Here is a 20,057-nt window from a genome sequence, read left to right as displayed (position 1 = left end):
CGACCCAGCGAAGCGGGGCCGGGACGTGAGCGCCGGTGGTGGGACACGGGCAATCATCGCCGCCCTGTTGGCCAACACGGGTATCGCGGTAACAAAGTTCGTCGCATTCTTACTGACCGGCTCGTCGTCGATGTTGGCCGAATCGATCCACTCGGTCGCAGACGCCGGCAATCAGGGCCTGCTGCTGCTCGGCGGGCGGCGGGCGAAGCGCGCCGCCACCCCACAGCACCCGTTCGGGTACGGCCGGGAACGCTACATCTACGCGTTCATCGTGGCCATCGTGCTGTTCAGCGTCGGTGGCCTCTTCGCACTGTACGAGGCGTACCACAAGTGGTCGCACCCGGAGGGTATCGAAAGCTGGCAGTGGGTGCCGGTCGTGGTTCTGGTGAGCGCCATCGTGATGGAGACATTCTCTTTTCGGACCGCGATCCAGGAGTCGAATCGCGTCCGGGGAAAGCAGTCCTGGGTGCGGTTCGTCCGGCGGGCCAAGGCTCCCGAGCTGCCGGTGGTGCTCCTGGAGGACCTGGGTGCGCTGGTCGGCTTGATCTTCGCGCTCTTCGGGGTCGGCATGACCCTGGTCACCAACGATGGCCGGTGGGACGCCGCCGGTACCGCGATGATCGGTGTCCTGTTGGTGGTGATCGCGGTCATCCTCGCCATCGAGACCAAGAGCCTGCTCCTCGGTGAGGGCGCCGAGGAGCATGAGATCCAGGCAATCGAGCAGGCGATGACCTCCGGTGGCGAGGTGGAGCGAATCATTCACATGAAGACGCTCTACCTCGGCCCCGAGGAGCTCATGGTGGCGGCGAAGATCGCCGTTACCGCGGTTGGCAGCGCCGAGGAGCTGGCCCGGGATATCAACGCGGTGGAGGCAAGGGTCCGCGCCGCCGTGCCGATTGCTCGCGTGATCTATCTGGAGCCGGACGTCTTTGTCGCGTCTGGTGCTGAGCGGACCGTAAGTGAACCCGGCGAGAACGCCGGGCTGTCTGGGGGTTGACCCATGGAATTGTTGTACGGGCCGATCCGAAACTACGCCTGGGGCTCTCGCTCGGCGATCGCCACCCTTCAGGGGCGACCTACGCCGAGTCCGGAGCCGGAGGCGGAGCTGTGGTTGGGCGCGCATCCGGGTGCACCGGCCAGCGTGGACCGGGACGGGGCCCGGGTCAGTCTGGTCGAGTTGTTGTCGGCCGAGCCGGGGCACTGGCTGGGCCAGCAGGTCGTTGATCGGTTCGGCGTTCGGCTGCCGTTCCTGCTCAAGGTTCTCGCCGCCGACGCGCCGCTCAGTCTTCAGGCCCACCCCGATCCGGAGCAGGCCCGCGCCGGCCACGCCGCTGATGCGGCGCGGGAGGCGGGGCAGCGCAACTACGTTGATCCGTTTCACAAGCCGGAGCTGCTGGTGGCGCTGACGCCGATGGAGGCGCTCTGCGGGTTCCGTGCTCCGGCGGAGTCCGCGGAGGTGCTCGCCGCCTTCGGCGTACCGTCGCTGGAGCCGGTGGTGGCCGCCCTGCGGACGGGCGCGGCGGGCCTCGCCGACGCGGTACGTCTCCTGCTGACCTTCCCCGCCGATCAGCGTGCGGGGTTGGTGGCGGCGGTGGCGGCGGCGGCGTTGGACACTCCGGACGCGCGGCTGGCCCGGTCGCTCGCCGACAGCTACCCGGGCGATCCCGGTGTGCTGGTGGCGCTGCTGCTCAACTGGGTGCGGATCGCGCCGGGGGAGGCGATCTGGATGCCGGCCGGGAACCTGCACGCGTACCTGCGCGGAACCGGCGTGGAGATCATGGCGGCGAGCGACAACGTGCTGCGCGGGGGGTTGACGCCGAAGCGGATCGACGTCGACGAACTGTTGCGGGTGCTGCGGTTCGAGGTGTTGGACGATCCGGTGGTGCGGGCGGTGCCGGTCGCGCCGGGTCTGGTCTGCTGGCCGGTGCCGGTGGACGACTTCGCGTTGCATCAGGTCCAGGTGGGCTCGGATCGGCCGGAGGTGACGGTGCCGCTGGTCGGGCCGCGGGTGGTGCTCTGCAGCGCCGGCGCCCTCACCGTGGACGACGGTGCCGGGCCGGTGGAGTTGGGGCCGGGGCAGGCCGCGGTGAGCCCGGCTGCCGCCGGCGCGCTGCGGATCGTGGGTACGGGTGAGGCGTACGTGGCGAGCTCTGGGCTGCGCTGAGTCGCATCCCCCGCAACTCGCAAGTCCGATTTTTCCGGAATGGCTTGACTTGCCGGGATAGTGGTGTGACTCTTTGGGTGCAGCGTTGTCGCGACGACGGTCGCGGGGGCGTGTGGGGAACCAAACCGGGGGGATGTGCGGGGCGGTCGGACCAGGGGCGGAGCGTTCGCCCCGGTGCCGGCCGCCCCGTGCGCTGTCCGGGGAGGGGCGCGGTCAGCCGGTACGCGCGCGTAAGGTGTCTATCGCGCTGCACATCGTCGACAGGAGTACTTCATGACCAGCACCCTTCCGGCGTCCGCCAGCGGGACGTCCCAGCCCACCACCGTCTCCGACGGTGACTACAAGGTTGCGGACCTGTCGCTTGCTGAGTTTGGGCGCAAGGAGATTCGGCTCGCGGAGCATGAGATGCCGGGGCTGATGGCGCTTCGGCAGGAGTTTGGGCAGTCGCGGCCGTTGGCTGGTGCGCGGATTTCGGGTTCACTGCACATGACGGTGCAGACGGCCGTGTTGATCGAGACGTTGGTCGTGTTGGGGGCACGGGTCCGGTGGGCGTCCTGCAACATCTTCTCCACCCAGGACCACGCCGCTGCCGCGGTGGTGGTGGGTCCGGAGGGCTCCCCGGAGGCGCCGGCGGGTGTGCCGGTCTTCGCCTGGAAGGGCGAGTCGCTGGAGGAGTACTGGTGGTGCACCGAGCAGGCGCTGACCTGGCCGGGTGACGAGGGTCTGAACATGATCCTCGACGACGGTGGCGACGCCACAATGCTGGTGCACAAGGGCGTCGAGTTCGAGCGGGCCGGTGCGGTGCCGGCTGCGGGCGCCGATGACAGCGAAGAATTCACGGTCTTCCTTGACCTGCTGCGTCAGTCGCTGGAGCGCGACGGCGGAAAGTGGACCCGGTTGGCGAGCGGCATCCGTGGCGTGACGGAGGAGACGACCACGGGCGTACACCGCCTGTATGAGATGCACCGGGCGGGCTCGCTGCTGTTCCCGGCGATCAATGTTAATGACGCGGTCACGAAGAGCAAGTTCGACAACCGGTACGGGTGTCGGCACTCGTTGGTCGACGGGATCAACCGCGCCACCGACGTGTTGATCGGTGGCAAGGTCGCGGTGGTCATCGGCTACGGCGACGTGGGCAAGGGGTGCGCGGAATCGCTGCGTGGCCAGGGAGCCCGCGTGGTGGTGGCCGAGATCGACCCGATCTGTGCGCTCCAGGCGGCGATGGACGGTTACCAGGTCGCCACGGTGGAAGACGTGGTGGAGACCGCCGATATCTTCATCACGGCGACCGGTTGCTTCGATGTGATTACCAACGAGCACATGGCGCGGATGAAGCACCAGGCGATCGTCGGTAACATCGGGCACTTCGACAATGAGATCGACATGGCGGGGCTGGCGCGTCGGACGGATGTGACGCGGGAGAACATCAAGCCGCAGGTGGATGTGTGGCGGTTCGATGACGGGCACGCGGTGATCGTGCTCTCGGAGGGGCGGCTGCTGAACCTGGGCAACGCGACCGGCCACCCGTCGTTCGTGATGTCCAACAGCTTCGCCGACCAGACGATCGCTCAGATCGAGCTGTTCACGAAGACCGACGAGTACCCGACGGGCGTGTACGTGCTGCCGAAGCACCTGGACGAGAAGGTCGCGCGGCTGCACCTGGACGCGCTGGGTGCGCGGCTGTCAACGCTGACGAAGGAGCAGGCGGCGTACCTCGGGGTGCAGCAGGAGGGTCCGTTCAAGCCGGACCACTACCGCTACTGAGGCGCGACGCCCTGCACGGTTGGCTATCTCGTGTGTTGGCCGGCGCCGCCCAACTGGGCGGGGCCGGCCAGCCCGGGGCGGCCGCTGCTGCCCGCCGCCAGCCCGGGCGAGCACCGGATCCCACGTTCGGTACTGGCGTCGGTGGGCGCTGCCAGGGATCATGGTGACAGGCTGGTCCGATCAGCCGACCGTGCGGCCGACGGTGACGTCCGGGCCGCGGGGTGCTGGGTAACGGCGGCCGACGGCATCGGTGCCAGCGGACGTGGATCCCGCCACGGAGGCGGACGTGGATCCCATGACGGAGATGGGGATGGAAGATTAATCCCATGAGAGCTCGGGTACTGGTGGTTGACGATGACCCCGCCCTCGCCGAGATGCTGGGCATTGTCCTGCGCAGCGAGGGCTTCCTGCCTTCGTTCGTGGCCGACGGCGAACGTGCGCTGGCCGCGTTCCGGGAGAACCGGCCGGACATCGTACTGCTCGATCTGATGCTGCCGGGCATGAGCGGCATTGACGTGGCCCGGTCGATCCGGGGCGAGTCGGGTGTACCGATCGTCATGCTGACTGCCAAGAGCGACACGGTTGATGTCGTCCTGGGGCTGGAGTCCGGGGCGGACGACTACGTGGTGAAGCCCTTCAAGCCGAAGGAACTGGTGGCCCGGATGCGGGCCCGGCTACGCCGGGGCGAGGATGCCGCCCCCGAACTGCTCACCATTGGTCCCCCGGGCAACCAGATCACCATCGACGTGCCGGCGCATACCGTCAGCCGGAACGGCGAGGAGGTGAAGCTGACGCCGTTGGAGTTCGACCTACTGGTCGCGCTCGCCCGTAAGCCGCGGCAGGTCTTCACCCGGGAGGTCCTGTTGGAGCAGGTCTGGGGGTACCGGCACGCCGCCGACACCCGCCTGGTCAACGTGCACGTCCAGCGGCTCCGGGCCAAGATCGAGCCAGATCCGGAGCGCCCGGAAATCATCCTCACCGTGCGCGGCGTGGGCTACAAGGCGGGTACCGGATAACCTGGCCACACTGTGGCCAACTCCCTGGTTCCCGACTCCACCACGAACGGCTCCCCGCGCCGCCTCGGCGCCGGGGAACTGTGGCGTGCCGTCGGCGGGTGGGGCGCTCGGCTGGTCGCCGGGCTGCACCAGGGCTGGCGGCGCTCGTTGCAGGTGCGGGTCGTGACCATTACGCTCCTCACCTCCAGCCTGCTGGTTGGTGGCTTCGCCTACCTCATCGCAGACAAGATCACCAACATCCTGCTGGAGAACGCCGAAGCCGATGTGCAGGACCGGCTGAACAGTGGTGCGGCGTACGCGGCCAAACAGCTCGGGCTCTACCACAAGCCAGAAGAGGCGCAGTTCCAGGAGACCGTTGACGGGACGGTGAACTACCTGGCCGGCGGCGGCCCCCAGCAGGCGACCGGGGTGGTGGTCGCCCTGATCGCGGACAATGCCGAGGGGGTGATCCAGCCCCGAACCGCCCCGGCGGTGGACAACTTCGGCTCGTTGATCGGCCCAGAGATGCGCGCCACTGTCGCCGCGGGCGAGGTCGCCAGTCAGATCAGCACCGGCCGGCTCGGTGAGACCGATACGAAGTATCTGACCTACGGCTCGCCGGTACCGACCCAGTTCGGTCAGGTAGAGCTCTATTACCTCGTTCCGTTAACCCGGCAGGATGCCACCGCCGCCGACGCGCGGGCGACCGTGGTCGGGACCGGTATCGCCCTGGTGGTGCTGCTCGGGCTGCTCGCCGCTCTGGTGACCCGGCTGGTGGTGTTGCCGGTCCGGGTGGCGGCCCGGACCGCGCAACGCCTCTCCGCCGGCCTGCTCGACCAGCGGATGGCGGTCAACGGCGAGGACGATCTGGCGCTGCTCGCCGAGTCCTTCAACCAGATGGCGACCAACCTGCAACGGCAGATCCTCCGGTTGGAGGAGATGTCGCGGCTGCAGCGCCGCTTCACCTCGGATGTCTCGCACGAGCTGCGGACGCCGTTGACCACGGTCCGGATGGCCGCAGACCTGATCTTCGCCGAGCGGGATGAGTTCGATCCGGCCGTGGCCCGGAGCGCCGAGCTGCTCCAGACGGAGCTGGACCGGTTCGAGGAACTGCTGACCGACCTGCTGGAGATCAGCCGATTCGATGCCGGCTTCGCCGCGCTGGATGCCGAACCCACCGATCTGGTACCGGTCGTGCACCGGGTGGTGGGTCGGCTGGCCTGCCTCGCCGAGCGGGTCGGGGTCACCGTCGAGCTGGATCTGCCGGGAGGCCCGGTCATCGCCGAGGTCGATCCGCGTCGTGTCGAGCGGGTGCTGCGGAACCTGGTCGGCAACGCCGTCGAGCACGGCGAGGGTAAGCCGGTGCACATCACCCTGGGGGCGGACGAGACCGCGGTGGCGGTCACGGTGCGTGACCGTGGGTTGGGGCTCAAACCGGGGGAGGAGAAGTTGATTTTCAACCGGTTCTGGCGAGCTGACCCGTCGCGGGCCCGACAGACCGGGGGCACCGGGTTGGGCCTGTCGATCAGCCTTGAGGACGCCCGGCTGCACCGCGGGTGGCTGGAGGCGTGGGGCGCACCAGGGCAGGGGGCCCAGTTCCGGCTCACCCTGCCGGCGCGGGCCGGCGACCGGCTGACCTCCTCGCCGCTGCGGCTGGTTCCCGCCGACGTGCGGCTGCCGTGTGGCGGCCCACGCGAGGGCGGCCTGCTCGCCATCGGTCCGGGCAGCGCGGGGGCGCTGGCGGTCGGTCCCGCACCGACCGATGGCGCGGAGGCCCGACCGTGAGCCGGCAGGTGCTCGCCGGCCTGCTCGGTGGCGTTCTCCTCGTCACCGCGGGCGGTTGCGGGATCCCGGGAGAGACCGAGGTACGCGTCGAGGGCCCCGGCCCGGCGGCCGAGACGGGTACGAGTAGCGGGGGCCGGTTCGCGCCGCCGCCTCGTACCGCGGCGGACAGCCGGGAGGAGTTTGTCGACAACTTCCTCGCCGCCACGGCCGGGGAGCCGGGTGGGGCGTACGACCGGGTTAGCGAGTTCGTCGTTCCCGAGGACCGAGCCCGGTTGCCGCGGAAAGAGGGGAGCGAGGTAGCGCTGACCGTGGTGCGGCTGCTCGCGGAGCCGGTCATCGTCCCCGGGCCGGAGGAGATCCAGGTCACCCTGACGGTGCAGCAGGTCGGGCAGCTGACCGCCGACGGGGTGCTGGCGCCACCGGAGGCCACCCCGGCCACGTACGAATTCGGCCTGCGGCCGTTCGCGCCGGAGGGTGGGGACGACGTTGAGTGGTATGTGACGAATCCACCGAACGTGCTCCTGCTCAGCGTCGAGGCGCTGCAGTTTTACTACAAGCCCTGGACGATCTACTTCTGGAGCTCGGATCGGCTGCGCCTGGTGCCGGACCAGCGTTACCTGGCGCTCGCCGTGCCCGAGGACCGGCTGGTCAGTGAGGTGGTCCGGTGGCTGGTCGGTGGCCACTCCGCCTGGCTGAAGCGGGCGATCAGCGGGTTGCCGGACGGTACCAACCTGATCAACAACGCCACCCGGACGGACGACCGCTGGGAGGTCAACCTGGACATGGCCGGTGCGGACAGTACCCGGCTGAATCTGCTCGCCACCCAGCTGGTGTGGTCGCTGCCGGAGCTGACCGGGCAGCTCGAACTCAAGATCCGCAACCAGTCGCAGGTGACCATCAAGGATGTGGGGGAGCACCGGAGGCTGAATCCGGTGTATCAGGTCAATACCATCCCGCAGCCCTTCTGCGTCTACGAGGGGGCGATCCGTTCCCTCGGCCCGACCGCTGCGCCGGTGACGACGGCCGAGAACGACAAGGTGCTCTCGGCCGGTATCAGTTATTCCGGGCAACGCACCCTCGCGGCGCTCGCGGTTGATGCCGGGGATGGGCGGCAGCGACTCGCGGTCGAGGTCGGTTCCGCCCCCCTCACCTCGTTCACCGCGAGTCAGGAGACGTTCCGGACGGTGGGTCGTCCGGTCTGGCTGCGTTCGGCGCAACCGCAGCGGCCGGTCGGCCTGGTCGTCGCCGACGACCGGTTGTACCGCTTTGACGAGGCGGCCAAGCTGGAGCCGGTGCAGCTGAGCCTCGGGGGCGTGACAGCGGTGGCCGGTGCCCTGGACGGCCATCGACTCGCGATCGTCAGCGAAGGCGAGCTCTACCTGGCGGCGGTGAGCCACGATGGGGACACCCTCGCCGTCGGGCCGCCCCGCCGGACCCACACCTCCCTCGGCGGGCTCACCGCGGTCGACTGGTACAGCGAGAACAGCCTGGTGGTGGCCGGTTCGAAGGGCGGCAAACGAGTGCTCTACGAGGTCGGAGTGGATGGGTCCCGGGAGACCAAGCTGCATGTCACCGGCGCTATCGTGACGCACCTGGCGGCGTACCCGGTGCATCCGGAGGCCCCGTACCGCACGGTGATGTATGAGGCCAACGATGTGGCGTACCAGGGCTTTCCGTTCGAGCGGATCACCCCGGAGCAGGTACGGGACCTCGCGCCGAACGACGCCCAGACCAGCGACCCGTCCGCGCCCCTCCTGCTTTTCTGATCAGCGATGCGGGGCCTCGGTCGAGTCGTCCAGGATCTCGGCACACTGGTGCTGCCGGTGGAGTGCGCCGGATGTCGGGACCGGCGACCCGGGCTGCGGCACGGTGTCTGCCCGGAGTGCGTCGCGGTGCTGGGCGACCTGCGTCCGCGGCCGGTACGTCCGACGCCGGCTCCGGAGGGGCTGCCGCCCTGCGTGGCGCTCGGCCCCTACACGGGCCCGCTGCGCGAGGTGCTGCTCGCGTACAAGGACCATGGCCGGCACGGGCTGGCTCGGCCGCTGGGCGCGCTGCTCGCCGAGGTGGTGGCGGCCGCGGTCGGCCCGGTGCGTCCGGTGTCGTTGGTGCCGGTGCCGGACACCCCGGCTGCGGCGCGGGCCCGGTACGGCGACCACCTGAGCCGGTTGGCCCGGCACTGCGCGGACCGGTTGCGGCGGGCCGGCTGGCCGGTCGAGGTCCGTTCCGCGGTGCGGGCGCTGCCCCGGCCGGACTCGGTGACGTTGGACAGCGCGGGCCGGGCGGCATCGGCCGCCGTGGCGTTTCGGGCCCGGCGCCGGTGGCGGCCGATGCCGGCGGGTGCGGCGCTGGTTGTGGTGGACGACATCGTCACCACCGGCTCGACGCTCACCGCGGTGAGTCGGGTGCTGACCGCGACTGGCGGGGTGCCTTCGGTCGCGGCGGTGCTTGCGGCGACCGAGCGGAGGCGCCGGTAACTGACCGTAATTTCTTTCTCCCCTGGGTGAACGATTCAGGAAAAATACTGGACTGTCCTGAAAACCAGGGGTGACGGTCGGCCGAACAGGAGTTAGCGTTCTGCTGTCGGGGGAAGTAGGAGTTCTCCCACCTCCCGGCGGTGAAGGGAGGCGTAGCCGCACTGACCGGTCGACGCTGGGTGGGACCGTCCCGAGGGCGCGACCGGGGTACCGCAGTAACGACCATCCGAACGAGGGAGGTCACGTGGACATCGTGGTCAAGGGCCGGAACGTCGAAGTTCCAGATCATTTCCGGGTGCACGTAGCGGAGAAGCTCGCCAAGATCGAACGCTACGACCACAAGATCATCCGGGTTGATGTCGAGCTGTTCCATGAGCGCAATCCGCGTCAGGCGGACCACTGTCAGCGGGTGGAGATCACCTGCGTTTCGCGGGGCCCGGTGATGCGGGCCGAGGCGGGCACGAGCGACTTCTACAGCGCGCTCGACGCGGCCATCGCCCGGCTGGACGCCCGGATGCGCCGGGCGGCCGACCGCCGTCGGGTCCACCACGGCCGGCATGCCCCCATCTCCGTCGCCGCCGCCACCGCCGGACTGCCGGTGACCGACCTCGTCGCCGGGCCGCTGTCCGCCGACGCTGCCACGTCGACAGCGGTTGCCGAGCGGACCGAGGAGGAGCGCGACGACCAGCCGTGGCACATCGCCCGGGAGAAGATCCACCCGGCCGAGCCGATGACCATCGACGACGCCCTGTTCCAGATGGAGCTGGTCGGGCACGACTTCTACCTGTTCCAGGACAAGGAGTCCGGCCGGCCCAGCGTCGTCTATCGGCGGCATGCCTACGACTACGGGATCATCTCCCTGGCCGTCTGACACCCCAGGTACGGGCCGAGCACATCGGTGGCCGGCCCCCGGACACGGTCCGTCGGGGTTGGGCTTCAGGCCGAGCAGCGCTTCGCTGACCGGCCTGGAGCCGGGGCTGGTCAGCGGGCTCAGCGTGCTCCGGGCGCCTCGGTCAGGTCGCCCGGGAGCAGGCCGAAGAGCGTGCTGTCCCTCCGTAGCCCGTCCCCGGCGGGGAAGCGCCCGCGTACCCGTCCCTCCCGGCGGAACCCGGCCCGTTCCAACACCCGCTCCGAGGCGATGTTGCCGGCGTGGGTGTCCGCCCAGATCCGGCCGAGCCGGACCTCGGTGAATCCCCACTCGGCGAGCAGTCGGACCGCCCGGGACGCGTACCCGAGTCCGCGCCAGGCCGGCAGCAGGCCGTAGCCGACCATGCCCTGTTGGAACTGCGGGTTGTCGAGGACCAGTTGGCAGATGCCGGCGGTGACCCCACTGCTCGCGTCGATGATGACCAGGTTCGCGACCTGGTCCCGCAGCCAGCGGGACTGCACCTCCCGGCAGTTCCGTTCGATGTCCGCCCGCCGCGGCGGCTCCGACGGCACCATGACCGCGACCGTCTCGGGCTGGGTGTGCAGGTGGTACATGGCCTCCGCGTGCTGCGGGCCGCGCGGTCGGAGCTCCACCACGCCGTCGGTGAGCCGGCCGTCGGGTAGGTCCGGCAGCAACCGTGGAGCCGGCCCCGGGGGGTCGTCGGCGAGCCGCGCCCAGGTGAGGAGATCAGCCCATTCGCCGTCTCGGCCGCGGCTCGCCAACCGGCGTACGCCCTCGGGGCGGAAGCCGGCGGCCAGCGCCACCCGCTGGCTGGCGATGTTCTCCGGGACGGTGAGGAGTTCCAGCCGGCGAATCCCGCTGGCGAAGGCCCGTTCGGCGAGGGTCCGGGTCGCCGCAGTGGCGACGCCGCGCCCCCGCGCCCACGGGGCGACCCAGTAACCGATCGCCGCCTCCTGGCGGCTGGGGGCCGGGTCGTTCAGCCCGACCGTGCCGAGGAGCCGATCCGTTTCGCGGTCCGTGATGGCGTACGCGGCCCCACCGCCGGCCCAGGCCGCGGGCGCCCCTTCGGTGATCCACCACCGGGCGTCCGCCTCGGTGTACGGCGATGGCAGCGCTGGCAGGAAGTGCTGGACCAGCGGGTCGGAGCAGGCGGCTGCGGTGTCGGGGATGTCCTCGAGGCGGGACAGGCGCAGCCTGATCCCGGGCCCGTCGATGGTCTCCGGTGTCATGGCCGCCGCCGGCCCGGGGCGCGGTGTCGATCGGTCCGGCCCCGGTCTCGATCCGGTCTCGGTCCGCCGCGGCCCGGTCTCGGTCCCGGCCGGCGGCTCCGCGGGGAGGTCTCCGTCCGGCTCATTGATCTCGATTCGTCTCACCTGGGTCATCGTGCCGGATTGTTCGCCCACGGCGTAACCGGATTGGTCCCGCCCGCTCGGACCGGGTGCGTTATGTCCGCTTTGGCAGAGCGGACCCCGCCACCAGTGACCATCGCCGCGATGGAGCGCCTACGATGGTTCGAGACTGTCTAGGGGAGCGTTGATCCGTGTCGATTCTGGAAAAGGTCCTCCGTGCGGGCGAGGGGCGCCTGGTGCGCCGACTCAAGGCGATCGCCGCCGCCGTCAACTCCATCGAGGACGACTACGTCAACCTCACCGACGACGAGCTGCGGGAGATGACCGCGCAGTTCCGGGAGCGGCTGGCGGAGGGCGAGACCCTCGATGACCTGTTGCCCGAGGCGTTCGCGGTCTGTCGCGAGGGCGCCGCCCGGGTGCTTGGCCAGCGCCCGTACGACGTCCAGGTGATGGGTGGCGCGGCGCTGCACTTCGGCAACATCGCCGAGATGAAGACCGGTGAGGGGAAGACCCTCACCTCGGTCATGCCGGTCTACCTCAACGCGCTCTCCGGCGACGGCGTGCACGTGATCACCGTCAACGACTACCTGGCCGAGCGGGACGCCGCCTGGATGGGCCGGGTGCACGAGTTCCTCGGGCTCACCGTCGGCGTCGTGCTGCCCAACCGGCCCGCCGCCGAGCACCGCGCCGCCTACGAGTGCGACATCACCTACGGCACCAACAACGAGTTCGGCTTCGACTACCTGCGCGACAACATGGCGTGGTCGAAGGAGGACCTGGTCCAGCGGGGCCACAACTTCGCCGTCGTGGACGAGGTCGACTCGATCCTGATCGACGAGGCCCGCACCCCGCTGATCATTTCCGGCCCGGCCGAACACTCCGCCCGCTGGTACGGCGAGTTCGCCGCGGTGGTCGCCCGCCTCCAGGTCGGCAAGGAGGGTGAGGGCGACTACGAGGTCGACCGGGCCAAGCGCACGGTCGCGGTGACCGAGCGGGGAGTCGGCAAGGTCGAGGACCGGCTCGGCATCGACAACCTCTACGAGTCGGTCAACACGCCGCTGGTCGGTTACCTGAACAACGCGATCAAGGCGAAGGAGCTCTTCAAGCGGGACAAGGACTACATCGTCAGCGAGGGCGAGGTCCTGATCGTTGACGAGTTCACCGGCCGCATCCTGCACGGGCGCCGCTACAACGAGGGCATGCACCAGGCGATCGAGGCCAAGGAGGGGGTGGAGATCAAGCAGGAGAACCAGACCCTGGCCACCATCACCCTCCAGAACTACTTCCGTCTCTACGGGAAGCTCGCCGGGATGACCGGTACCGCCCAGACCGAGGCGGGCGAGTTCAACAAGGTCTACCAGGTCGGGGTGGTGACCATCCCCACGCACCGGCCGATGGTCCGGGAGGACCGCTCCGACGTCATCTACAAGACCGAGAAGGCCAAGTTCAACGCGGTCATCGAAGACATCGTCGAACGGCACCAGGCCGGCCAGCCGGTGCTCGTCGGCACGGTCTCGGTGGAGAATTCCGAAATTCTCGCGCAGCTCCTGCGCCGTCGCGGCATCCCGCACTCGGTGCTGAACGCGAAGTTCCACGCGCGTGAGGCGGAGATCGTGGCCCAGGCGGGGCGGAAGGGCGCGGTCACCGTCGCCACCAACATGGCCGGCCGCGGCACCGACATCCTGCTCGGCGGTAACCCGGAATTCCTCGCCGCCAACGAGCTGCGCCAGCGTGGGCTCGACCCGGCCGAGCACGAGGAGGAGTACGCCAAGGCGATGGAGGAGGTCCTGCCCACCTGGAAGCAGGCCTGCGACGCCGAGGCGGAGGAGGTCTCTGCCGCCGGCGGCCTCTACGTGCTGGGCACTGAGCGGCACGAGTCGCGGCGCATCGACAACCAGCTGCGCGGTCGATCGGGTCGCCAGGGCGACCCGGGTGAGTCCCGTTTCTACCTGTCGCTGCAGGACGAGTTGATGAAGCGTTTCCGTTCCGGCGCCGTCGAGGCGGTCATGGAGCGCTTCAACATCCCGGAGGACGTGCCCATCGAGTCCAAGATGGTCACCCGCCAGATCAAGACCGCGCAGGCCCAGATCGAGTCTCAGAACGCCGAGATCCGCAAGAACGTCCTCAAGTACGACGAGGTCATGAACAAGCAGCGGCAGGTGATCTACGCTGAGCGGCTTCGGGTGCTCAACGGCGAGGACCTGTCGGACCAGGTCCGGAACATGATCGACGATGTCGTCGAGGCGTACGTCCGCGGCGCCACCGCCGAGGGCTACGCCGAGGACTGGGATTTCGAGCAGCTCTGGTCCAGCCTCAAGCAGCTCTACCCGGTGGGCATCACCATCGAGGAGCTGGAGGAGGAGGCCGGCGGAAGCCGGGCGAGCATCGATGTCGACTTCCTGCTCAGCCGGCTCAAGGAGGACGCGAACGCCGCGTACGGCCGCCGCGAGGAGCAGCTCGGCACGGAGGGGGTCCGGCAGCTCGAGCGGATGGTCCTGCTCCAGGTGATCGACCGCAAGTGGCGTGAGCACCTCTACGAGATGGACTACCTCCAGGAGGGCATCAGTCTTCGGGCCTACGCCCAGCGGGACCCGGTGGTGGAGTACCAGCGCGAGGGTTTCGACATGTTCGCCACCATGATGGACGGCATCAAGGAGGAGACGGTCGGCTTCCTCTACAACCTGGACGTGCAGGTTCAGGAGCCGGAGCCGGCGGCCGACGAGGTCAAGCTTCTGGAGAAGCCGGTCGAGGTCCGGGCCAAGGGCCTCGGTCGCACGCCACAGCAGCAGGGCCTGCAATACTCCGCGCCGACCATCGACGGGGAGGCCGGGCGCGGCTCGGTCGCCGTGGAGCAGGCCGACGAGCCGGCGCCGCGGAAGGCCCGGACCGCTCCGGCCGCCCCCGGGCAGAGCGCGCCGCCCGCCCCGCAACGGCCGGGCCGCGGTGCGCCTGGCCACGCCGTCGCCGCCGGCACCGCCCGCCGGGCGGCACCGGGGCAGGCCGAGGGCGGCAACGGTCCGTCGCGAAACGCGCCGTGTCCGTGCGGCTCGGGCCGTAAGTACAAGCGCTGCCACGGCTCGCCCAACGGCGGCGCCTGACCGACCTGTGCTGACGGTGTGCACGCAACGTGTGCGCACCTTCTCACAGAACGTTGAGAGCGGTGCAGTGCCAGCTGCCGCGACGCTGTTCGAGGCGGATCGCCATCGCCCAGGTCCTGCCGGCTGGCCCGGCCAGCACGGCGGCTGCCTCGATGACCGCGGCTCGCGGCTGGCATACCCGCAGCCGACGTAGGCGCGTGCCGGGCCGGGTGGAGCGGCGTCGCGCCGGCCCCGCCCGGGCGGTGGCGCGGGTCAACTCGGCCGCCAGCTCGGCCGCCCGGCCTGGGTCGAGTAGCCGGCGCAGCTGGCTGTGGGGTCGGTAGCCGTTGATCACCTCCAGGCAGGTGGTGACGAACCGATGCGCAACCCGGGTCGCCTCGGGGGTGGCGGTGGCCAGCGCGCTGGCGGGCAGTCGGGTCGGTGCGCGCCGGGGCCGGGCTGGGCCCGGCCCGACTCCGCGACGCTGGTCGGGCGAGCGGGGCAGCGGGCCTGGGCCCAGCTGGAACAGGTCGAGGGCGAGTTGCCCGTCGATCGGCCAGTGGGCGGGGTCGTCCTCGACGCAGGGCGGGTCGATAGACGGGGCCGGGCGAAGCCGGACGGGGGGACGAGTCGGCTCGGGGCGGCGGACAGCAGGCATCCCGGCCCTCCAGATTCTTGTGTTTGCCTTCGTTTGCCTACGGCAGCCACGATTCTGGAGGACGAAAGAGGCAACGGTCAATGCCTGTGGATGCGGGACGGCTGGCGGGGTTACTCCGGCTCCCGTTCGACGAGCGGGTTGTCACGAACCCACTCGGCGGTCTCCGCGTACTTGTGGTTGATGTACTCCTCCAGCCGCGTGCGCTCCACCCGCCACTGACCACGTCCGCCGATCTTGATCGCCGGCAGCTCACCGCTGCGTACCATGTGGTAAACCTGCGAGTCCGACACGTTCAGCTCGGTGGCGACCTCGGACAGCAGCAGGAACCTCGGCTCCGCCACGCAAACTCCCCTGAGTTGGCTGCGTTTGCCTTAGTTTGCCACCAGCAGGGCCCCAAAGGCAGTGGGGTCCACCGGGCCACCGCGAGTGCGCTCGGCAACACTCCGGGAGCCCGGCTTTCGTCCAGTCAGCCCGGGGTGTATGACGGTCACGGCGTACGGCATGACCGGCGCACCCAGACCGGCATCCGCCGGTGGAGCTGAACCAGGGAGAACCGGTGACCAATGAGCATGTCCGGGTGTATGTCCCGGCGACCGTGCCGATGCTGACCCTGCTGCGGACCGCCGGGCTTCCCGCGGCCTCCGCACACGCGGTCACCCCGGCGCTGCGCGAGTGGTACGCCGAGGGGGACGAGGAGGAGCTGGAGTACGTCGCGTTCACCCGAGCGGCCCAGGACGCGCTCCAACTCCTGCAGGCCGACGAGACGGCGCCACGCCGCCGGGTCGTCGTCTCGGCCGATCTGCCCGCGGCAACGGTCGGACCGGGTGACGCGGACCTGGGGTCCAGCACGGTCGAGCTGGCCGGCCCGGTACCGGTGGGGGCGGTGGCCGCCATCCACGTGGACGGGGTGGACGCGGTCCAGGATGTCGCCGCCGCGGCCCGGGTGGTGACCGATGCCCTCGGCGGTGATCCGGATGCGCAGTTCGCCGTTGACGGCGCCGAGGACCATGAGCTGGAGTGGTACGACAGCACGGAGCTGGACCAACTCCTCGAATTGGGCTAGCCCAGCCGCTCGACCCGGCCGGCCGTACCCGGTCTGCTCCGGGCTGGCTCCGAACGCCCTCCGGTCGGAAGCGGGCTACGCCCCGTCCGGGTCCTCCTCGTCCAGCGGAGCCGGGCCGAGAGTACGGCCGAAGGCAATCATCGCGGTCAGCGCGCCGACGAAGAGCACCCAGATCCCGTTGTCCACCCGTGAGGTGCCGAGCGAGGTCTGTGCCACGGCGTCCGCCTCGCTGAGCGCGCCAGCCAGGTCGAGCAGCCGCCGCCCACCGATGCGCAGGATCACCTCGGCGACGAGCAGCAGCAGGCCGGGGCCGGCCCCGGCGACCAGGTAGGCCGGCCAGCGCAGGGTGGGCGGATCGTTGCGGTGCATCGCCGCCCGGCGCCGGGACCAGGTCAGATAGCCGAAGGCCAACAGCCCCGCCACCAGGCCGGCGAGCAGGGATTCGGTACGGGAGACCCACGTCGCGGCGTTGAGCAGCGACTCCTGGGTTTCGCCGGCGCCGAAGAGGTTGAAGAGTGGGTCCCGCGCCCAGCTGAACGCCACGACGAAGAGGAGCGTGCCGAGACCGGCGGCCACCACCGCGCCGATCACCGGGGCGGTCCGCGCCGCGGCGATGCCCCCGCCGATGATGGCGGCGGCGGCGGTGGTGCCGGCGATCACGTTGGTGGTGGCCGTGTCGGCGTAGGTCAGGTTGATGGCGAAGGCGGCGGCGAGCCCGATCAGCAGTCCGCTGGCGACCGCCACGACAAAGCGCAGGGTGGCCCGGTCTCGACCCTGCTGGGCGAGCAACTCCGCTCCGAACAGCGCGAAGGCGGTGCCGGCGACGAGCGCGGCAGAGATCACTCCGGGTAGGGCGAAGGCGGAGAGGCTGATCACGGTGAATCCGGCCGCCGCCGAGTCGATCACCGCGCGGGTCGACCAGAGCATGGCGGTCAGCCAGCCGAGCGCCAGCAGGCCGAGCATCGGCGCGCCGGTGGCGGGTAGGCCGGCCCTTGTCGGCGCCGATGGCGTGCCGGTCGCGCGCGAGCCCGCCGCGTTCGGGGGCTCCGTGGTGGCGGAGTCGCCGGGCTGCTTCGTCATCGTTGTCCCTTCGACCGGCAGTCGGCCGGCGGCGCGGCCGGTGCTTCACCGGCCCACCAGGGTACGCGTCCGTCGTCGTCGGCCCGGGAGCCGTGTCGGCCGGTGCGCGGAGAGTTGGGTGGTGGGGAAAAGGGTCCAAACGTGGGAGTATCAGTCGAGGTCCCGCCGCCGTGTCTGGCCCCTGCGGCCCCGGTGTCTGGCGTCCGGCCACCCGGCCGACGCTCCGCGGGTCCGCTACCCCCACTGCCCCGAACGCCCAGGAGCCTTGTGATGGACGCCGTCTTCTCCGTGCCCGAGCCCCACAACGAGCCGGTACGCCACTACGAGCCGGGGGACACCGACCGGGACCGGCTGCAACGGCGGCTGGTCGAGCTGGCCAGCGACCGGATCGACCTGCCGATGACCATCGCGGGCGAGCAACGGATGGCCGGCGGTGCCTCGATCGACGTGGTGCAGCCCCACCGACACGCGCACGTGCTGGGCGTCACCGCCCACGCCACCCACGACAACGCTCGCGCCGCGGTGCAGGCCGCCAAGGACGCGGCGCCCGGCTGGCGGGCGTTGCCGTTCGCGGAGCGGGCAGCGATCTTCCTGCGCGCCGCTGACCTGCTCGCCGGGCCCTGGCGGGACACGCTCAACGCCGCCACGATGCTCGGCCAGTCGAAGACCGCGTTCCAGGCGGAGATCGACGCGGCCTGTGAGTTCATCGACTTCCTTCGGTTCAACGTCCACTTCGCTCGCCGGCTCCTCGCCGAACAGCCCCTCTCCTCGTCGGGCACCTGGAACCGGTTCGACCACCGTCCGCTCGAGGGCTTCGTCTACGCGATCACCCCGTTCAACTTCACCGCGATCGCCGGCAACCTCCCCTCGGCGCCGGCCCTGCTCGGCAACACGGTGGTCTGGAAGCCGGCCCCCACCCAGCAGTTCGCCGCGCACTTCACGATGCGGCTCTTCGAGGCGGCGGGCCTGCCCCCCGGCGTGATCAACATGGTCACCGGGCGGGGCGCGGAGGTGTCCGACGTGGTGCTGACCGACCCCGACCTGGCCGGCATCCACTTCACCGGCTCCACCAAGGTCTTCCAGCAGCTCTGGCGAACCGTCGGTGAGGAGATCGCCCACTACCGGACCTACCCGCGCCTGGTCGGTGAGACCGGCGGCAAGGACTTCGTGGTCGCCCACCCCAGCGCTGATGTGGACGCGCTGCACACCGCGCTGATCCGGGGCGCGTACGAGTTCCAGGGTCAGAAGTGCTCCGCGGCCTCCCGGGCGTACATTCCACGGTCGTTGTGGGCGGGTGGGCTGCGGGACCGGCTCGCCGCTACCGCGGAGGCGCTCACCTACGGCGACGTCACCGACTTCAGTAACTTCGGTGGCGCCGTCATCGACGCCAAGGCGTACGCGCGGCACACCGCCGCCCTGAAGTTGATCTCAGGGGATGACTCGTGCCAGGTCGTGGCCGGCGGCACCGCCGACGACTCGGTCGGCTACTTCGTCCGGCCGACCCTCTTCGAGTGCACCGACGCCGCCCACGAGACCTTCACCACCGAGTACTTCGGCCCGATCCTCGGCGTGCACGTCTTCGATGACGCCCGCTTCGACGAGGTGGTCACTCAGGCCGAGTCGATCGCGCCGTACGCGTTGACCGGCGCCATTTTCGCCACCGACCGGCAGGTGGTCGACCGGGTCGCCGAGCGGATGCGGTACGCGGCCGGCAACTTCTACATCAACGACAAGCCCACCGGTGCGGTGGTCGGTCAGCAGCCGTTCGGCGGTGCCCGTGCCAGTGGCACCAACGACAAGGCCGGATCCTGGCAGAACCTGGTCCGATGGATGTCACCCCGCACGATCAAAGAAACCTTCGTCCCGCCGACCGACCACACCTATCCCCACATGCGCTAACCAGAAGGACCCCTTCGCCAGGTCGACCGCCCGGCTTGGGGGAGGGGTCCTTTCATCCACTCCATATGGATAGACAGTGCACATAGGAAGCCCTGACGGGTGGCGAAAACGTGAAATCCTGGACGTCGCGACTGCAAAGTGGCAGCGTGAGAGGCATGGCGGATTCCGGAGTCAATCCCACGGCGGCGGCCCTGCTCGGGCTGCTTCACGAGGGCCCGATGACAGGTGGTCAGCTGATGGCCGCCGCCGAGCGCCGGTTGGCGCCGTACTGGTCAATGACCCGCAGTCAGGTCTACCGAGAGCTGCCCGTGCTGGCCGAGAAAGGTCTGGTGCGGCTCGGTAAACCGGGGCCGCGGATGAGCCAGCCGTATGCGATCACCGCTGCGGGTAAACGGACCTTCTCCCGATGGCTGACGGAGGAGCCCGGTCGGGACACCATTCGAAACCCGATCGCGCTGCGGTTCGCCTTCGGGAACCTGCACTCGGCCAGCCAGCTCCAGAACCTTCAGACGGCTGCGAACGAGTACCACACGGAGGCCCTGGCCCGGGTGCGGGAGCAGGTGAAGAATGCGAAGAAGGAAGGCGACACATACGACGCCAGCGCCTTGGAGTTCGCCGTCGCGTACCACAAGGCCGCCCTGTCCTGGCTCAAATCCGCCCAGGTCAACTGACCCGGCGGTAGCCCCCATGCCTGGGCGCACAAAGCCCCAGGTCCGGAGGACCCTGCCCCGGATCTGACCGGCCCTGACGCAGCCCCCGCCTCGGCCGCGGGGCGGCTGCGGCGTGGGCTGCGGGGCCCGCCGACTCGCGCCGACTCGCGCCGACTCGCGCCGACTCGCGCCGACTCGCGCCGACTCGCG

The 20,057-nt window shown here is 70.0% G+C and carries 16 protein-coding genes; 12 read left to right on the top strand and 4 right to left on the bottom strand.

Annotated elements, in window-relative coordinates; genetic code table 11:
- Positions 1–25: 25 nt before the first annotated feature.
- The 8 genes from H0524_RS09850 to hpf all read left to right on the top strand — a co-directional run bounded on the left by H0524_RS09850 (position 26) and on the right by hpf (position 10,053).
- A complete protein-coding gene (locus tag H0524_RS09850; protein ID WP_180198350.1) occupies positions 26–997 on the top strand; it encodes a cation diffusion facilitator family transporter in 972 nt (323 codons plus the stop codon).
- A 3-nt stretch (positions 998–1,000) separates the two neighbouring features.
- Positions 1,001–2,164 (top strand): mannose-6-phosphate isomerase, class I, encoded by a 1,164-nt coding sequence (manA, locus tag H0524_RS09845; RefSeq protein WP_180198349.1) that lies wholly within the window; start codon positions 1,001–1,003, stop codon positions 2,162–2,164.
- A gap of 273 nt (positions 2,165–2,437) precedes the next feature.
- Positions 2,438–3,928 carry an adenosylhomocysteinase gene (ahcY, locus tag H0524_RS09840; RefSeq protein ID WP_180198348.1) on the top strand — a complete coding sequence of 497 codons (1,491 nt, stop codon included), beginning with the start codon at positions 2,438–2,440 and terminating at the stop codon, positions 3,926–3,928.
- Positions 3,929–4,254: 326 nt separating this feature from the next.
- Positions 4,255–4,944, top strand: coding sequence for an MtrAB system response regulator MtrA (mtrA, locus tag H0524_RS09835; protein ID WP_011904877.1), 690 nt, complete (start codon positions 4,255–4,257; stop codon positions 4,942–4,944).
- A 12-nt stretch (positions 4,945–4,956) separates the two neighbouring features.
- A complete protein-coding gene (gene mtrB / locus H0524_RS09830; RefSeq protein ID WP_180198347.1) occupies positions 4,957–6,708 on the top strand; it encodes an MtrAB system histidine kinase MtrB in 1,752 nt (583 codons plus the stop codon).
- Positions 6,705–8,474, top strand: a complete 1,770-nt coding sequence (locus H0524_RS09825) for an LpqB family beta-propeller domain-containing protein (protein WP_180198346.1) — start codon at positions 6,705–6,707, stop codon at positions 8,472–8,474. The genes mtrB and H0524_RS09825 overlap by 4 nt, the downstream gene beginning before the upstream one ends.
- A gap of 6 nt (positions 8,475–8,480) precedes the next feature.
- Positions 8,481–9,182, top strand: coding sequence for a ComF family protein (locus H0524_RS09820; protein WP_180198345.1), 702 nt, complete (start codon positions 8,481–8,483; stop codon positions 9,180–9,182).
- Positions 9,183–9,426: 244 nt separating this feature from the next.
- Positions 9,427–10,053 (top strand): ribosome hibernation-promoting factor, HPF/YfiA family, encoded by a 627-nt coding sequence (hpf, locus tag H0524_RS09815; RefSeq protein WP_180198344.1) that lies wholly within the window; start codon positions 9,427–9,429, stop codon positions 10,051–10,053.
- Between the two features lie 119 nt (positions 10,054–10,172).
- On the opposite strand, the gene H0524_RS09810 is transcribed toward hpf, so the two are convergent.
- Entirely contained in the window at positions 10,173–11,300 is a 1,128-nt protein-coding gene (locus H0524_RS09810) for a GNAT family N-acetyltransferase (protein ID WP_180198469.1), read from the bottom strand.
- A 311-nt stretch (positions 11,301–11,611) separates the two neighbouring features.
- On the opposite strand from H0524_RS09810, the gene secA reads away from it, so the two are divergent.
- Complete coding sequence (secA, locus tag H0524_RS09805) at positions 11,612–14,518, top strand: preprotein translocase subunit SecA (protein ID WP_180198343.1); 2,907 nt, start codon at positions 11,612–11,614, stop codon at positions 14,516–14,518.
- Between the two features lie 43 nt (positions 14,519–14,561).
- Here the strand turns inward: secA and H0524_RS09800 are convergent, their stop codons facing one another.
- On the bottom strand, positions 14,562–15,155 hold the full coding sequence (locus H0524_RS09800; protein ID WP_180198342.1) for an Rv3235 family protein: 594 nt from the start codon (positions 15,153–15,155) through the stop codon (positions 14,562–14,564).
- A gap of 110 nt (positions 15,156–15,265) precedes the next feature.
- Positions 15,266–15,496 carry a helix-turn-helix domain-containing protein gene (locus H0524_RS09795; protein WP_180198341.1) on the bottom strand — a complete coding sequence of 77 codons (231 nt, stop codon included), beginning with the start codon at positions 15,494–15,496 and terminating at the stop codon, positions 15,266–15,268.
- Positions 15,497–15,711: 215 nt separating this feature from the next.
- Between H0524_RS09795 and H0524_RS09790 the strand changes: the two genes are divergently transcribed.
- Entirely contained in the window at positions 15,712–16,218 is a 507-nt protein-coding gene (locus H0524_RS09790) for a DUF6912 family protein (protein WP_180198340.1), read from the top strand.
- A 75-nt stretch (positions 16,219–16,293) separates the two neighbouring features.
- On the opposite strand, the gene H0524_RS09785 is transcribed toward H0524_RS09790, so the two are convergent.
- On the bottom strand, positions 16,294–17,298 hold the full coding sequence (locus H0524_RS09785) for a hypothetical protein (RefSeq protein ID WP_180198339.1): 1,005 nt from the start codon (positions 17,296–17,298) through the stop codon (positions 16,294–16,296).
- Between the two features lie 270 nt (positions 17,299–17,568).
- On the opposite strand from H0524_RS09785, the gene pruA reads away from it, so the two are divergent.
- Both pruA and H0524_RS09775 read left to right on the top strand, forming a co-directional pair.
- Positions 17,569–19,197 carry an L-glutamate gamma-semialdehyde dehydrogenase gene (pruA, locus tag H0524_RS09780; protein ID WP_180198338.1) on the top strand — a complete coding sequence of 543 codons (1,629 nt, stop codon included), beginning with the start codon at positions 17,569–17,571 and terminating at the stop codon, positions 19,195–19,197.
- Positions 19,198–19,352: 155 nt separating this feature from the next.
- Positions 19,353–19,868 carry a PadR family transcriptional regulator gene (locus tag H0524_RS09775; RefSeq protein WP_180198337.1) on the top strand — a complete coding sequence of 172 codons (516 nt, stop codon included), beginning with the start codon at positions 19,353–19,355 and terminating at the stop codon, positions 19,866–19,868.
- Positions 19,869–20,057 lie beyond the last annotated feature (189 nt).

It is taken from the genome of Salinispora sp. H7-4 (assembly GCF_013416675.1).
GTDB classification, from domain to species: Bacteria; Actinomycetota; Actinomycetes; order Mycobacteriales; family Micromonosporaceae; genus Micromonospora; species Micromonospora vitiensis.
The sequence above is the reverse complement of the archived record's forward strand: the minus strand, read 5'-3'. Positions and strand labels throughout refer to the sequence as shown.